The 14,211-nt window shown below is 73.1% G+C and carries 13 protein-coding genes; 8 read left to right on the top strand and 5 right to left on the bottom strand.

Going from position 1 to position 14,211, the window contains the following annotated elements:
- Positions 1-55: 55 nt before the first annotated feature.
- Entirely contained in the window at positions 56-1,318 is a 1,263-nt protein-coding gene (locus ACFQVC_RS27015) for a sensor histidine kinase (RefSeq protein WP_381835321.1), read from the top strand.
- The gene (locus tag ACFQVC_RS27010) at positions 1,315-1,980 is read left to right on the top strand and encodes a response regulator transcription factor (protein WP_381835319.1); all 666 of its coding nucleotides are present in this window, start codon (positions 1,315-1,317) and stop codon (positions 1,978-1,980) included. Before ACFQVC_RS27015 ends, ACFQVC_RS27010 begins: the two co-directional genes overlap by 4 nt.
- Here ACFQVC_RS27010 and ACFQVC_RS27005 read toward each other — a convergent pair.
- Complete coding sequence (locus ACFQVC_RS27005) at positions 1,941-2,276, bottom strand: DUF6332 family protein (RefSeq protein ID WP_381835317.1); 336 nt, start codon at positions 2,274-2,276, stop codon at positions 1,941-1,943. The two genes, ACFQVC_RS27010 and ACFQVC_RS27005, sit on opposite strands and share 40 nt — an antisense overlap.
- A 97-nt stretch (positions 2,277-2,373) precedes the next feature.
- Positions 2,374-3,876, bottom strand: coding sequence for an MFS transporter (locus ACFQVC_RS27000; RefSeq protein WP_381835315.1), 1,503 nt, complete (start codon positions 3,874-3,876; stop codon positions 2,374-2,376).
- An 87-nt stretch (positions 3,877-3,963) separates the two neighbouring features.
- On the opposite strand from ACFQVC_RS27000, the gene ACFQVC_RS26995 reads away from it, so the two are divergent.
- Entirely contained in the window at positions 3,964-4,371 is a 408-nt protein-coding gene (locus tag ACFQVC_RS26995; RefSeq protein WP_381835313.1) for a MarR family winged helix-turn-helix transcriptional regulator, read from the top strand.
- A gap of 46 nt (positions 4,372-4,417) precedes the next feature.
- Here ACFQVC_RS26995 and ACFQVC_RS26990 read toward each other — a convergent pair whose 3' ends face one another.
- The 3 genes from ACFQVC_RS26990 to ACFQVC_RS26980 form a co-directional block, all read right to left on the bottom strand.
- Positions 4,418-5,182 carry a maleylpyruvate isomerase family mycothiol-dependent enzyme gene (locus tag ACFQVC_RS26990; protein ID WP_381835311.1) on the bottom strand — a complete coding sequence of 255 codons (765 nt, stop codon included), beginning with the start codon at positions 5,180-5,182 and terminating at the stop codon, positions 4,418-4,420.
- A gap of 143 nt (positions 5,183-5,325) precedes the next feature.
- Positions 5,326-6,570: an MFS transporter gene (locus tag ACFQVC_RS26985; RefSeq protein ID WP_381835309.1), complete on the bottom strand. Its 1,245-nt coding sequence runs from the start codon at positions 6,568-6,570 to the stop codon at positions 5,326-5,328.
- Between the two features lie 182 nt (positions 6,571-6,752).
- Positions 6,753-8,018, bottom strand: a complete 1,266-nt coding sequence (locus tag ACFQVC_RS26980; RefSeq protein WP_381835307.1) for an MFS transporter — start codon at positions 8,016-8,018, stop codon at positions 6,753-6,755.
- Positions 8,019-8,313: 295 nt separating this feature from the next.
- Here ACFQVC_RS26980 and ACFQVC_RS26975 point away from each other — a divergent pair, with 295 nt between their 5' ends.
- From ACFQVC_RS26975 to ACFQVC_RS26955, 5 genes are all read left to right on the top strand, one after another.
- A complete protein-coding gene (locus ACFQVC_RS26975) occupies positions 8,314-9,039 on the top strand; it encodes an alpha-ketoglutarate-dependent dioxygenase AlkB family protein (RefSeq protein WP_381835305.1) in 726 nt (241 codons plus the stop codon).
- Between the two features lie 30 nt (positions 9,040-9,069).
- Positions 9,070-10,305 carry an ROK family protein gene (locus ACFQVC_RS26970; protein WP_381835303.1) on the top strand — a complete coding sequence of 412 codons (1,236 nt, stop codon included), beginning with the start codon at positions 9,070-9,072 and terminating at the stop codon, positions 10,303-10,305.
- Positions 10,306-10,524: 219 nt separating this feature from the next.
- Positions 10,525-10,812 carry an SHOCT domain-containing protein gene (locus ACFQVC_RS26965; protein WP_381835301.1) on the top strand — a complete coding sequence of 96 codons (288 nt, stop codon included), beginning with the start codon at positions 10,525-10,527 and terminating at the stop codon, positions 10,810-10,812.
- Positions 10,809-11,606, top strand: coding sequence for an ABC transporter ATP-binding protein (locus ACFQVC_RS26960; RefSeq protein WP_381835299.1), 798 nt, complete (start codon positions 10,809-10,811; stop codon positions 11,604-11,606). The genes ACFQVC_RS26965 and ACFQVC_RS26960 overlap by 4 nt, the downstream gene beginning before the upstream one ends.
- Entirely contained in the window at positions 11,603-14,173 is a 2,571-nt protein-coding gene (locus ACFQVC_RS26955; protein ID WP_381835297.1) for an ABC transporter permease, read from the top strand. The genes ACFQVC_RS26960 and ACFQVC_RS26955 overlap by 4 nt, the downstream gene beginning before the upstream one ends.
- The last annotated feature ends 38 nt before the right edge of the window (positions 14,174-14,211 follow it).

The following is a 14,211-nucleotide window of genomic DNA, read 5'->3' as shown; positions in this document are numbered from 1 at the left end:
GATCACTGCGCCAGGCTGACGCCCCCGCCGGGGCCCGGCGATTAGCGTGACCGGTATGGATGAGCAGCGCACACGCAGGCCGGACGGCCCGCCGCAGGGATCGGGCGGGCCGCCGTGGCGGGACGGGCCGCCAGGGATGCGCCGCTGGGAGGCGGTGGTGGCCGACCGGCGCCGACTGCCCTGGGCGACGACGCTCGCGCTCGTCGTCTTCACCCAGCTCGGCTCGACCTTCGCGGCGCACGGCCAGGAGGGCGTACGGGCGGACCTCGACGTCTTCGCGCGCGTGCTGCTCTTCGTCGCATCGGCCGTGCTGCTCCTGCGGCACCGCCACCCGGTGCCGGTCGCCTTCGTCAGCGCGGCCGCGGCCATGGTCTATCTGGGCGCCGGATACCCCTATGGGCCGGTGCTCGTCTGTGTGGCCGTCGGCTGCTTCGCGGCCCTGGTCGCCGGGCACCGGTACGCGGCGTGGAGCGCGCTCGTCATGCTGTGGGCCGGCCATCTGCTGATCTCGCACTGGCTGTACCGATGGCTGCCGCCGAGCGGTGACGCCGCGGCGAGCTGGGGGCAGGAACTGTTCGTCGCCGCCTGGGTGGTGGCGATCGTCGCGCTCGCCGAGCTGATGCGCAGCCGCCGCGAGCAGTGGGCCAAGGAGCGCGTCGAGCGCGAACAGGCGGCAAAGCGGCGTGCCGACGAGGAACGGCTGCGTATCGCGCGCGAGTTGCACGACGTCCTGGCCCACTCGATCTCGGTGATCAACGTGCAGGCGGGTGTCGGCCTCGCCCTGCTCGACTCCGACCCCGAGCAGGCCCGTGCCGCCCTCACCACCATCAAGTCCGCCAGCAAGGAGGCGCTCGGCGAGGTGCGCCAGGTCCTGGACACCCTGCGCACCCCGGGTGACGCGCCCCGCGCCCCGGCGCCCGGCCTCGACCGGCTGCCCGAGCTCGTGGAGCAGGCGGCGAGCGCCGGCCTGACAGTGGAGGTCACCGCCGAGGGGAAGTGGGTGGCGCTGCCGCCGGGCACGGATCTGGCCGCGTTCCGGATCGTGCAGGAGGCGCTCACCAACGTCGTACGTCACTCCGGTTCGCGGCACGCGCGCGTGCGGGTGGTGTACGAGGACGGGACGGTGCGTCTGACCGTCGACGACGACGGCCCCGCCACCAAGGCGGACGCGGGCGGCAGCGGCAACGGCCTTGCCGGGATGCGGGAGCGCGCGGGCGCCCTGGGTGGCACGATCAAGGCGGGCCCGCTCCCCGACGGCGGATTCCGGGTCCTCGCCGTGCTGCCGCAGCGCCCCGAGCCCGAGGAGAAGACCACGTGATCCGCGTACTGCTCGCCGATGACCAGTCCCTGGTACGGGCCGGTTTCAAGGCGCTGCTCGACGCCCAGCAGGACATCGAGGTGGCCGGGGAGGCCGCCGACGGCGAGGAAGCCGTCCGCATGGTGCGTGAACTGCGCCCCGACGTCGTCCTGATGGACATCCGGATGCCGGTGCGCGACGGTCTCGCCGCCACCCGCGCGATCTCCGGCGACCCGGATCTGGCCCAGGTCAAGGTGGTCATGCTCACCACCTTCGAACTCGACGAGTATGTCTTCGAGGCGATCCGTTCCGGCGCCTCCGGCTTCCTGGTCAAGGACACCGAGCCGGATGAACTCCTGCGCGCGGTAAGGGCGGTGGTCGAGGGTGACGCGCTGCTTTCGCCCGGGGTGACGCGGCGTCTGATCGGCGAGTTCGCGGCCCGCTCCAAGGAACCGGCCGTCGAGGAGTCGCTCGCCGGGCTCACGGAGCGGGAGCGCGAGGTCATGGCCCTGGTCGGCATCGGCCTGTCCAACGAGGAGATCGCCGGCCGTCTGGTCGTCAGCCCGCTCACCGCCAAGACACATGTGAGCCGCACGATGGTGAAGCTGGGCGCCCGTGACCGGGCCCAACTGGTCGTCCTGGCCTACGAGTCGGGGCTCGTGCGTCCCGGCTGGCTGGGCTGAGGGAACTCCTCCGCGGCGCCCTCTACCTCAGCGCCCTCCCGCGTACGTTCCTCCTGTGCGGCCACGGCCTCCTGGTACCGCACCAGCACGCTGACCACGCGTACGCCGAACACCAGCGGAACCAGCACGGTGGCCGCGATCAGCAGCGCGTGGTCGACGCCGCCCGGCAGGTCGAAGAGCAGCACGGGCCCGGCGAGCGCGCCGAGGACGAGTGCGGCGGCGACGGCCGCGGAGGTGAGGGCGTAGGCGATCTCGACGGTCATGGCGTCGCGTTGGGCCTGGCTGCGTGTCCCCATGGGCCGAGTGAAACAGGCCCGCGCCCGGTGGACAAGGGAGACCTCGGTCCACCGGGCGCGCGGTGTGCCGCACTGGAGCAGCGGGAGCGGCAGCGGCTCAATCGCGGCCAGCCGCAGATACGGCAGCGGCCTCCCTTGTCGTCGAAGCGGCCTCCTCCGGCGCCGACTTGGCGACCACGAGCGACGGTGCGGCGCCCCGCGCGCGCAGGCCGGGCAGCGTGATCAGGAGTCCGGCGAAGGCGACCACCGCGACCACCACGAGGCCGGGACGGAAGCTGTCGAGCACTTCCTGCGGCGGCGCGCCCGCGGTGTCGGACGCCGTCACCACGGCCGTGGTCACGGCGAGGAAGATGGCCCCGCCGACCTGCACCGAGGTGTTGAGCAGACCCGAGACCATGCCCTGTTCGTCGTCGTCCACGCCGTTGGTGGCCTGGATGTTGAGCGAGGGGAAGACCAGGGCGCAGGCCGCGCCGATCAGGAGCATGGTGGGCAGGATGACGGTGGCGTACTGCGGGCTGAGGCTGACCCGCAGGAACAGGACGTAGCCGATGACCATGAGGACGAAGCCCGTGGCGATGACGCGTGGGGTGCCGAAGCGGTCCACCAGCGGGCCGATCTTCGTCGAGGAGAGGGCGACCAGGGCGCCCGCGGGCAGGAACGCGAGCGCGGTCTGCAGCGCCGACCAGCCGAGCAGCGACTGGAAGTAGAGCGTCACCATGAACTGGAAGGACACATAGCTGCCGAAGAACGTCATCGCGCCGAGGTTGGCCCGGATCTGGCTGCCGGAGCGCAGCACTCCGAGCCGGATCAGCGGGCTCGCGCTGCGGCGTTCGATCACCACGAAGGCGGTGAGCAGTGCGGCGGTCGCGAGGAACGAGAGCAGGGTGCGGGCCGATGTCCAGCCGGCCTCGGGGGCCTCGACGACGGTGAACACGAGCAGCAGCATCGAGGCCGTGCCGGTGACGGCGCCGGGGATGTCATAGCCGCCGCGGGTGGTCTCGCGGGCGCTGTGCGGAATCAGCTTCAGGCCGAAGAGCAGCGCGATCAGGGCGATCGGCGCGGGCAGCAGCATGGTCCAGCGCCAACTGGCCTGGGTGAGCAGGCCCGACAGGACCAGGCCCATGGAGAAGCCGGTGGCCGCGCAGGTGGTGTAGATGGACAGGGCCCGGTTGCGCACGGGGCCCTCGGCGAACGTAGTGGTGATGATGGACAGTCCGGCGGGCGCGGTGAACGCGGCGCTCAGGCCCTTGATGAAGCGGCTGGCGATCAGCAGCGGCCCGGAGTCCACCAGGCCGCCCAGCAGCGAGGCGAGCGCGAAGACGGCGAGCGCGATGAGGAAGACACGGCGGCGGCCGAGGAGGTCGGCCGCGCGGCCGCCGAGGAGGAGCAGGCCGCCGTAGCCCAGGATGTAGCCGCTGACGATCCACTGCAGGGCCGAGGTGGACAGGCCGAGGTCGGTGGCGATGGAGGGCAGGGCGACGCCGACCATGGAGACGTCCAGGGCGTCCAGGAACATCGCGGCGCAGAGCACCAGGAGCGTGCCCCACAGTCGTGGAGTCCAACGCTCCGTGGAGGCAGGGGTGTTGAGCGGAGAGGTCATACGGAGGACAGTACATGCACATGCATTGAATGCAAGTGCATTTAATTCCTGTGCAACAAACCTTCGTTTCTCTGCTACCGTGCGGACATGGCGGCGAAGAAGGTGGAAAGCGGTCTCGTGGACCACGAGGACGCCCTCGTGGGCCGGTGGCGGGAGATCCTCGCCGTGCATGCCCGCACGACCTGTGAGCTCGACCGTGAGCTGCACCAACACGGTCTGGGAGCAAGCGACTTCGAGGTGCTCGACGTGCTCGCGCAGGCCGATTCCTCGTATCGCGTGCAGGAGCTTTCCGGGCAGGTCCACCTCAGCCAGAGCGCCCTGTCGCGCCTTGTGGCCCGTCTGGAGAAGGAAGGCCTGCTGACCCGCGGAATGTGCAGTTCCGACCGGCGCGGAGTGCAGGTGGCGCTCACCGAAAAGGGGCGCGCCTTGTATACGGAGGTACGTCCGCTGCAGCGCGCGGTGCTCGAACGCACCCTGGGTCGGACGACCCGATAGCGCGCGTACGCAAGGCGGTTCAGCCGGCGCGAGCGCGCAAGGCGGTTCAGCTCCAGGTGACCCCCGAGGTCTCCCGCCACAGGCGTGCGAGGGCCGGATCGCCGGTGAGCTGCGGCGCCGGGAGCCGGTTCCACAGCGACAGGTAGACCCGCGCGGCAGGACCGCTCAGTTCGCAGTCCGCCTCCACTTCGCCGTCGCGCGCCGTCCCCGGTGCGCTGTCTCGCGTCGTCACCGGTGCGTCCTGCGAGAGGCGTATGGTCCACGCGTCGCCGGTGTCGGTGGTCCGTACCCGCAGAACGGCGGGCTTCTCGGTACGCACTTTGCTGCGCCGCCGCCCGTGGAAGCCGAGCAGCAGCTCGTCGATGCCGTCGGCGGCGAAGGCGGCGGCGATACCGACCCGTCCCGTGCTGCGCCGTGCGGACTCCGCGTCGAAACGGTGCACCGTCGTCTCGTGGGCCTGCCGCCGCGCCCAGAACGCCAGCGGCGACGGCGCGGGCAGGAACGACCAGCACTCGAGGTCGGCGGGAGCCTCGGTCAGCGCGGTCACCAGGGCGCTGTGGCCCTCGCGGAACCAGCGGAGCAGCGCGGCCCCGTCCAGGTCGGGAAGCCCGCCGTCGGGGTGGGGCGAGGTGTACCCCTCGGTGATGAAGGCGGCGGCCCACCGGTGCACCATCCCCGTGTGCCGCAGCAGGTCGCGCACCTGCCAGCCGGGGCAGGTGGAAACGGTCGCGCCGGGACCCGCGTCCTCGGCCGCGTGGGCGAGCAACTGGCCTTCCCGGTCGAGGACTTGGATGTGTTCGGCAATCTCCATGGCCTGATTGTGCCCTTGATCGGACCGAGGTAGGCGAGGGGCTGCAGAGTCGTCCCGTGCGGGGCTACGACTTGAGAGAATCCCCGCACGGCCCCGCCGCGGCCCGCAGGTCCCTGCCGCGTGCCCGCAGATTCCCCGTTTGCTCAGGCCCGGGCCCCGGCCCCCCGCACCGCGTACCCGATCACCGCCGCCACTCCGGCGAGCACGGCCACGCTCGTCAGGGCCGTCGGCAGCGAGAACCAGTCGGCCATGAAGCCGATCGCGGGCGGACCGAGGAGCATGCCGCCGTAGCCGAGCGTGGAGGCCGCGGCGACGCCGCTCGGTCCTGCCAGGGCGCCGGCGCGCTCGATGGCGACGGGGAAGATATTGGCGAGGCCGAGTCCGGTGATCGCGAAGCCCGCCAGGGCCGCCCACACCGACGGCGCGAGCGAGCCGAGCAGCATGCCGAGCGCCGCCGTGACACCGCCCGCCACCAGGGTGCGGGTCTGGCCGAGCCGCTCAAGGAGCGTGGTGCCGCTGAGTCGGCCCAGGGTCATGGCCCCCGCGAACAGCGAGTAGCCCGCCGCCGCGGTGCCGGGGTGCGCGGCGAGGTCCTGCTGCAGATGCAGCGCGCCCCAGTCGGCGAGCGCGCCCTCGCCGTACGCGGTGCACAGCGCGATCAGGCCGAAGACGGCGACGATCCAGCGGGTGCGGCCGTCGAGGCGGCCACCGTCGCGGGGGGCGCCGTCGCGGGATGCGTCCTCGCGGGATGCGCCGTCGGCGGCGGTCGCCGGCCTGGGCGCCGGGTTGTCGTGGCGCAGCAGGGTCGGCGCCGCCACCGCGGTGATGAGCAGGCCGAGCACGGTCAGGGCGAGCAGATGCCGGGTGGGGGAGAGGTGGCCCGCGACCAGTCCGCCGAGCCCGGCGCCGATCATTCCGCCGAGGCTGAACGCCGCGTGGAAGCTGGGCATCACGGGGCGCCGCAGGGCGCGCACCAGGTCGACGGCGGCGCTGTTCATCGCCACGTTGATGCCGCCGTACGCGGCGCCGAACACCAGCAGTACCAGGCCGAGCGCGAGCGGCGAGTGGGTCAGTGGCGGCAGCGCGACGCTGAGCGGCATGAGGATGCCGCAGACCACGGTCACCGCATGGCTGCCGTATCGGCGGCACAGGCGGCCGGTCAGCGTCATCGTGATCACCGCGCCCGCCGAGACGCCGAGCAGGGCGAGGCCGAGGTCGCTCGCGGAGGCGCCGGTCTGCTGCTTGATCGCGGGGATACGGACCACCCAGCCCGCGAAGATGAACCCGTCGAGGGCGAAGAACGCGGTCAGGGCGATACGCAGCCGGGTGAGGCTGGTGGCCCGGGGTCCGTCGGACGCCGTTGTCCTGAGTTTGTTTAGTGTCGGCACAAAGTCAGGGTAGGGGTCGGCGGGGGCTCTTCACAAGCGCGCGCGGAGGCGTGCGGACTGCGCACCGATGGCGAGGGTGCGCGGCGGATCGGCCCGGCCCACAGGGGAGTTCACTGCAGGGAAGGAACCGCCGCTCACGATGAGGGAGGAGCCGCCGTTCACGATGAGGGAGGAGCCGCCGTTCACGGCGCGGGAGGAGTCCCCGGGCGAGCAGCGGACGGCCGGGTGACCGTGCGGCGGCGGTGTGCCAGATGCCGGCCCAGGGCGAGCGAGGTGAGCAGCGCGACCAGGGCGCACACCCCGAGCCAGCCGAGACCGGTGTACGCCCGTGCGCCCAGCCATGAGCCGAGGCTGCCGCCGAGGAAGCCGCAGGTCATATAGGCGGTGTTGAGGCGGGAGCGGGCCTCGGGCCGGAGCGCGAAGATCCGCACCTGGTTGGCGACCATGCCCGCGGACATCGCCACGTCGAGCAGCAGCGTGCCCGCGACGAGCGCCGTGAGCCCCACCGCGCCGCCGAGCACACCGCCCGCGAGCACGCCCGCCGACACGAGCGCGTCCAGGATGGCCACCAGGCTGACCGCGTCGGGACCCCGGCGGTCGGCCTTGCGGCCCGCCAGCGGCGAGCACGCCATCGTCGCCACATTGACCAGGGCGAGGAGTCCGACGGCCTGGGCGCCCAGGCCGTACGTACCGCTGGTGAGGAGCAGTGCGACACCGGTCCACACCGCCTGGAACGCACCGAAGACCATCGCCTGGTACCAGCAGGAACGGCGCAGTTCGGGCTCGGTGCGCAGCAGGCGCAACGGCCCGGCGACGAGGCTCGCGTAACGCTGCCGGGTCGGCGCGGGCGTCGTCGGCAGGGCTCGCGCGAGCAGCACCGCGATACCCCCGGCCAGCGCCGCGGCCAGCAGATACGGCGCACGCCAGCCGAGCCATTCGCCGAGCGCACCGCCGGCGGCCCGGGAGAGCAGCATGCCGCCGAGGGAGCCGCTCAGGAGGGTGCCGTTGACCGCGCCCCGTCGGTCGGCGGGCGCCAGGCCAGCCGCCATCGGGGCGATCACCGGCGCGATGACGGTGGTGACGCCGACCAGGACGCTCGCCCCGAGCAGCGCGGGCAGTTCGGGCGCCGCGCCCGCGGCGAGCAGGCTCAGGGCCGTGATGCCGAGCAGGGTGGCGATCAGCGGGCGGTACGGGAAGCGGTCGCCGAGCGGGACGAGCAGGAAGATGCCGACGGCGTAACCGAGTTGGGCCGTGGTGACCACCAGGGCCGCCGTGTCCGGCGGCACCCCGAGGCCCGTGGCGACCAGCGGGCTGACGGCCTGCGGAAAGTAGATATTGCCCACGGCGGCACCGCAGGCCACCGCGAGCAGCAGCACCAGACCCCGGCTGAGGGCGGGCGGGGAGGCGGACGGGCACGGGGACGCGGGCGGAGGCGGGGACGTCGGCACAAGCACCTTTCTCGACGGAGCGCGCCCACGATCCACGGTGCCCCGGTGGGGCGCAAGGGATTTGTGAGCGGTACGGGGCAACCGGTGCGCGGCACAAAGGAGTTGGCCCACGGGGTGCGGCACGGCTTCTCTCTGTGGAGGGCAGGCGACCTGCAGAGGGCATGCGTCCTGCGGAGGGCATGTGTCTGCGACGGCTGGTTCCCCGCGACGGCGGGCGGGACGCAGGCGTGGCCGGGGGAGCCGGAGCGAGTCGCTGCCCCGGGGCGGCCGGCGCCGTGCTTGGGAGAATGGCCGCATGAGTCACCCGCACGACCAGGCCGACCAGCTCTTCCCCAGGGAGCGCGCCGAGATCGCCCCCGGAGCCGTCCACGTACCCGACTGGCTGGCCCCGGAGCTCCGGCGTGAACTCCTCGCGGCGTGCCGTGAGTGGGCGCGGCCGCCCGCGGGCCTGCGCACGGTGCGTACGCCCGGCGGCGGGCAGATGACCGCGCGGCAGGTGTGCCTGGGACGGCACTGGTACCCATACGGCTACGCCCGGACCGTCGTCGACGGGGACGGCGCTCCGGTGAAGCCGTTCCCCGAACTCCTCGGCAGGCTCGCCCGAGAGGCGGTGCGGGCGGCGTACGGGGCGGAGGCACAGCCCGTGGCCTACGGCGCGGACGCTCCCCCCTCCGCGTACGACACCGCGTACGACACCGCGTACGACATCGCGCTCATCAACTTCTACGACACCGAGGCCCGTATGGGCATGCACCGCGACAGTGACGAACGCGCCGACGCCCCGGTCGTCTCGCTCAGCCTCGGAGACAGCTGTCTGTTCCGCCTCGGCAACACCGAGCACCGCGGGCGCCCCTACACGGACGTGGAGCTGCGCAGCGGCGATCTGTTCGTCTTCGGCGGCCCCTCGCGGCTCGCGTACCACGGTGTTCCCAAGGTGTATCCGGGCACCGGCGACCCCGCCCTCGCCATGGGGCCCGGCCGGCTCAACATCACGTTGCGGGTCTCCGGTCTGCCGGACTGACCTGCCCCGGATCATGGGAGACTCGCCTCCATGAACGGCAAGGCGGCGCCCCGCGATGCGGGGCAGATGTCCACGCGGACCCGGCTGGAGCGAGGGCGCGGCGCGCTCGGCCCCGCACTGGAACTCGTGCACACCGGGCGGGCCCCGACCCGTGCCGTGCTCACCGCCGAACTCGGCGTGACCCGGGCCACCGCGGGCGCCGTCGCCGCCGAACTCGAGGCGCTCGGCCTCATCCATGTCGAGCCGGGTTCGGCGGCCGGCGCCCAGGGCCGTCCCTCGCACCGGCTCGCCGTCGCCGACGACGGGCCCGTGGCGCTCGCCGCGCAGGTGCACGCCGACGGGTTCCGGGCCGCGCTCGTCGGCCTCGGCGGGCAGATCGTCGCCACCGCACCCGGCTGCGAGCCCATCGAGGCCGACCCGGCGCAGGTGCTCGGCTCCCTCGTCGAGGCGGGCGTGGAACTGCTCGCGCAGACCGGGCGCCGCTGTGTGGGCGCGGGTCTCGCCGTGCCGTCGGCGGTCGCCGAACCGGAGGGCAACGCCCTCAACCCGCTGTATCTGGCATGGCCCGCGGGCGCCCCGGTGCGCGAGATCTTCGCCGAGCGGGTACGGGCCGCGGGCCTGACCGGACCGGCCTTCACCGGCAACGACGTCAACCTCGCCGCACTCGCCGAGCACCGGCACGGCGCCGGGCGCGGTGCCAAGGACCTGCTGTGCGTGGCCACCGGGCATCGCGGCGTGGGCGGCGCCCTCGTCCTCGACGGCCGTCTGCACAGCGGCAGTTCGGGCCTCGCCCTTGAGGTCGGCCATCTGACCGTGCACCCCGAGGGGCGCCCCTGCTACTGCGGCAGCCGCGGCTGTCTGGACGTCGAGGCCGACCCGATGGCCTTCCTCACCGCGGCCGGCCGCGATCCGGGCCCCGAGGTGTCCCTGCTGCAGCAGGCGCGCGATCTGCTGCGCAGGGAGTACGCCGGCGACCCCGCGGTGCGGCACGCCGCCGACGCCCTCATCGACCGCCTCGGACTCGGCCTCGCGGGCCTGGTCAACATCCTCAACCCGGACCGCATCATCCTCGGCGGCCTGCACCGGGAACTCCTCGCCGCCGACCCGGAGCGCCTGCGCGCCGTCGTCGCCGACCGCAGCCTGTGGGGCCGTAGCGGCCAAGTCCCCATCCTGGCCTGCACGCTGGACCACAACAGCCTCGTCGGCGCGGCCGAACTCGCCTGGCAGCCGGTGCTCGACGACCCGCTGGGAGCTCTGACCGCGTAGGCCACGGGCCGAGTAGGTCGCGGGCCGCCCTGGCTCCACAGGGCGGCAGCTCCAGGAAGCAGGCCGTGACCTGCCGCGTACTCCCCGGGAGGTATGTCAACGGCCGCTGGCCGTACGACGACCCGGACCCCCTCTGCAAGCGAATCTCAAGGCATCGAAGAAACCGGCGCCCGAATCCTCGGGCAACCGGTGGACCCGCTACCGAGGAGATGAATCGATATGCAGACACTGGCGCACTGGGACGGCGGGCCCGGCCCGTGGATCCTGCTCTTCCCGCTGTTCTGGGCGGCCGTGCTCACTGGTGCCGTGACACTGCTGCGGCGCACCGTGTGGCGCCGTCGCGGCCGCGGGCCATGGGGCGGCCCCGACCATCACTCGCCGATCTCCGTGCTCGGCCACCGCTTCGCCGCGGGTGAGATCGACGAGGACGAGTACTGGCGCCGGCTTTCCGTCCTGAACGAGGAGTTCGGACGCACGGCCGCAGGCAAGAAGGGCGGCGCGGCATGAACAGCACCGCCTCCGCCTCTGCCTCCGTCAGGGAAACCACCACTCCGGCCGCCCGGGTCGTCGACGCCGCGAAGGTCTACGGCTCCGGCGACACCGAGGTCAGGGCCCTGGACGGGGTGAGCGTCGACTTCCGGGCCGGCCGTTTCACCGCGATCATGGGGCCCTCCGGCTCGGGCAAGTCCACGCTGATGCACTGCGCGGCCGGGCTCGACCCCCTCACCTCGGGCGCCGCGTACATCGGCGACACCGAGCTGAGCTCACTCGACGACCGCAGGCTCACGCTGTTGCGCCGCGACCGGGTCGGCTTTGTTTTCCAGGCGTTCAACCTGCTGCCGACGCTGACCGTCGCGGAGAACATCACGCTCCCGATGGACCTGGCCGGTGCCCGCGGGGACGCCGAGTGGATCGACGCCCTCGTCGACGTGGTCGGGCTCGGTGACCGACTGCACCACCGGCCCGCGGAGCTCTCCGGCGGACAGCAGCAACGCGTCGCCGTGGCGCGGGCGTTCGCGAGCCGCCCCGACGTGGTCTTCGCCGACGAGCCCACCGGCAACCTCGACTCGCGCTCCGGCGAAGAGGTCCTCGGACTCCTCGGCCGCGCGGTGCGGCAGATGGACCGTACCGTCGTCATGGTCACCCACGACCCGGTCGCCGCCGCCCACGCCGACGAGGTGGTCTTCCTCGCCGACGGCCGGCTCGTCGACCGGATGCCCGCCCCCACCGCCGACCGCGTCCTGGACCGTATGAAGGCCTTCGACGCCGCGGGCGGCCTGCGCCGGGCGGTGCGGTCATGAGCGCCGCAGCCACCGCCGCGCGCCTGAGCCTGTCCTCGCTGCGCGCCCACAAGCGGCGCTTCGCGGGCACCTTCTCCGCCGTGCTGCTCGGCGTCGCCTTCCTGGCGGGCACCCTCGTCATGGGCGACACCCTGCGGGCGAGCTTCGACTCGATGTTCGCGGGCGCCACCAGCGGCACCGACGCCGTCGTACGCAGCTCCGGCACCATCACCGCACCCGGCGAGAGCCGGGGTGTGCGCAGGCCCGTCGACGCCGGCCTCGCCGAGGAGATCGAGCGGACACCGGGCGTCGCGGCCGCCGTGGCGAGCATCGAGGGTGTGGGCCAGCTCGTCGGCGCGAACGGCGAGCCCATCGGCGGCCAGGGCCCGCCCACCCTCGCCGGAAACTGGATCGAGGACCCCGAGCTGAACCCGTACCGCCTCGCAGAGGGCCGCGCCCCGCAGCGGCCGGGCGAGGTCGTCGTGAACCGCGGCGCCGCCAGGACGGGCGGCCTCGGCATCGGCGACACCACCACGCTGCGCACCCCCGACCCGGTCGAGGTGAGGATCGTGGGCCTGGCCGCCTTCGGCGGCGAGGACGGCATGGCGCAGACCACCTTCACCGCGATGACCAGGGTCGACGCCGAGAAGTACCTGACGCCGAAGCCGGGCGAGGCCGCCACCATCCTGGTGCGGGCCGGACCTGGAACCGGCCAGGAGGAGCTTGTGGACGCGCTGACTCCCGTACTGCCCAAGGGAGTTGAGGCCGTCACGGGGCAGGCGTCGGCCGCGGAGAACACCGATATGATCTCCGGCCAGTTCCTCACCCTGTTCACCACGTTCTTGCTGGTGTTCTCCGGTGTCGCCCTGCTCGTCGCGACCTTCTCGATCCACAACACCTTCGCGATCGTCGTCGCCCAGCGCACCCGCGAGAACGCCCTGCTGCGCGCCCTGGGCGCATCGCGCCGCCAGGTCGTCGGCGCGACGCTCGTCGAGGCCGCGGCCGTCGCGGTGATCGCCTCGGCGGCCGGGCTGCTCGGCGGCATCGGCATCGCGGCCGGACTGCAGGCGCTGTTCCCGGCGATCGGATTCCCCTTCCCCGAGGGCGACTTGGTGATCAGCGGCCTCTCCATGGGCCTGCCGCTCGCCGTCGGCATCGTCGTCTGCCTCGGCTCGGCGCTGCTGCCCGCCGTACGCGCAGGCCGCACCGCGCCGCTCGCCGCGCTGCGCGAGAGCGCCGTCGACCAGTCCGGAGCCTCGCGCAGCCGGGCCGTCGCGGGCACCGCCCTCGCCCTGATCGCGGCCGGTGTGACCCTCGCCGGGGTGCTGGCGACCCCCTCGATCTGGCTCGCGGGCACGGGAGCCGCCCTGGCGCTTGCCGCGTTCGTGGTGCTCGGGCCTGTCGCCTCCTCCTCGGCGGTACGCGTTCTCGGCGGCCCCCTCGACCGGCTGCGCGGCGTCACCGGCTCCCTGGCCCGGCGCAACGCCCTGCGCAGCCCCAAGCGCACCGCGGCCACCGCGAGCGCCCTGATGATCGGTGTCGCCGTCGTCTCCCTGTTCACCGTCTTCGGGGCGTCCCTGAAGGCGACCATGGACCAGACCGTGGCCCGGTCCTTCGCCGGTGACGTCGCGGTCAGCGCCCCCTCGTTCGGCGCCGGCGGCAGCGGCCTCAGCCCCGCACTCGCCGGCCGGATCGGTGAACTGCCCGAGGTGGCGAACGCGGTCGGGCTCGGCAAGGGCGTCGCCCAAGTCGACGGCGTGGGCCGTGAGTTGACGGTCACCGACCCCGTGTCCCTGGCCAAGGGCCTGGACCTGGGTGACGTACGCGGCTCCCTGACCGCACTCGGCACCGACGGCCTGGCCGTGGCGGAACCCGAGGCGGACAAGCGCGGCCTGAAGCCAGGATCCACCGTCGAACTGGCCTTCACCGACGGCCAGAAGGACACCTTCACCGTCCGTGCCGTCTACGATCGCTCGGAGCTGGCCGGGGACTACGTCGTCACCCGCGAGGCCTGGGCGCCGCACCGCGCCCAGGACGCCGACACCCTGGTCTCCGTCACCTTCAAGGACGGCGTCGGCGCGGACGAGGGCAGGGCGGCGGTCGAGAAGGCGGCCGCAGCCTATGGCAACCCGGAGGTGCAGACCCGCGACGAATACGCGCAGTCATCGGCCGGCGGCATCGACATGATGCTCACCCTGGTCTACGCCCTGCTCGCCCTCGCCGTTCTGATCGCCCTGCTCGGTATCGCCAACACCCTCACCCTCGCGGTGCACGAACGCACCCGCGAACTGGGCCTGTTGCGGGCCGTCGGCCAGACCCGCGCCCAACTGCGGGCGATGGTCCGCTGGGAGTCGGTCCTCGTGGCGGCCTTCGGCACGGCGGGCGGCCTGGCCCTGGGCGCCTTCCTCGGCTGGGTCCTGGTGAAGGCCTCGGAAGGCTCGGGCGACACCGGCTTCGCCTTCGCGGTGCCGCCGCTGCAGCTCGCCGTCGTGGCCCTGGTCGGCCTCGCGGCCGGAGCCCTCGCCGGGTGGCGCCCGGCCCGGCGCACGGCGCGCCTGGACGTGCTGCGCGCCATCGCCACCGAGTGAGACACGGGTACCGGCGCGCGCCGGTACCCGACAGCAGG

Origin of the sequence: Streptomyces monticola, assembly GCF_042665355.1 — a bacterium.
In the GTDB taxonomy this organism is placed as follows: domain Bacteria; phylum Actinomycetota; class Actinomycetes; order Streptomycetales; family Streptomycetaceae; genus Streptomyces; species Streptomyces monticola.
This window is presented reverse-complemented; position numbering and strand designations above follow the sequence as displayed.

Coding starts and splice junctions, on each gene's coding strand:
- ACFQVC_RS27015 (WP_381835321.1), top strand. CDS start 56: ATGGATGAGCAGCGCACACGCAGGCCGGACGGCCCGCCGCAGGGATCG.
- ACFQVC_RS27005 (WP_381835317.1), bottom strand. CDS start 2,276: ATGGGGACACGCAGCCAGGCCCAACGCGACGCCATGACCGTCGAGATC.
- ACFQVC_RS27000 (WP_381835315.1), bottom strand. CDS start 3,876: ATGACCTCTCCGCTCAACACCCCTGCCTCCACGGAGCGTTGGACTCCA.
- ACFQVC_RS26995 (WP_381835313.1), top strand. CDS start 3,964: ATGGCGGCGAAGAAGGTGGAAAGCGGTCTCGTGGACCACGAGGACGCC.
- ACFQVC_RS26990 (WP_381835311.1), bottom strand. CDS start 5,182: ATGGAGATTGCCGAACACATCCAAGTCCTCGACCGGGAAGGCCAGTTG.
- ACFQVC_RS26975 (WP_381835305.1), top strand. CDS start 8,314: ATGAGTCACCCGCACGACCAGGCCGACCAGCTCTTCCCCAGGGAGCGC.
- ACFQVC_RS26970 (WP_381835303.1), top strand. CDS start 9,070: ATGAACGGCAAGGCGGCGCCCCGCGATGCGGGGCAGATGTCCACGCGG.
- ACFQVC_RS26965 (WP_381835301.1), top strand. CDS start 10,525: ATGCAGACACTGGCGCACTGGGACGGCGGGCCCGGCCCGTGGATCCTG.
- ACFQVC_RS26960 (WP_381835299.1), top strand. CDS start 10,809: ATGAACAGCACCGCCTCCGCCTCTGCCTCCGTCAGGGAAACCACCACT.
- ACFQVC_RS26955 (WP_381835297.1), top strand. CDS start 11,603: ATGAGCGCCGCAGCCACCGCCGCGCGCCTGAGCCTGTCCTCGCTGCGC.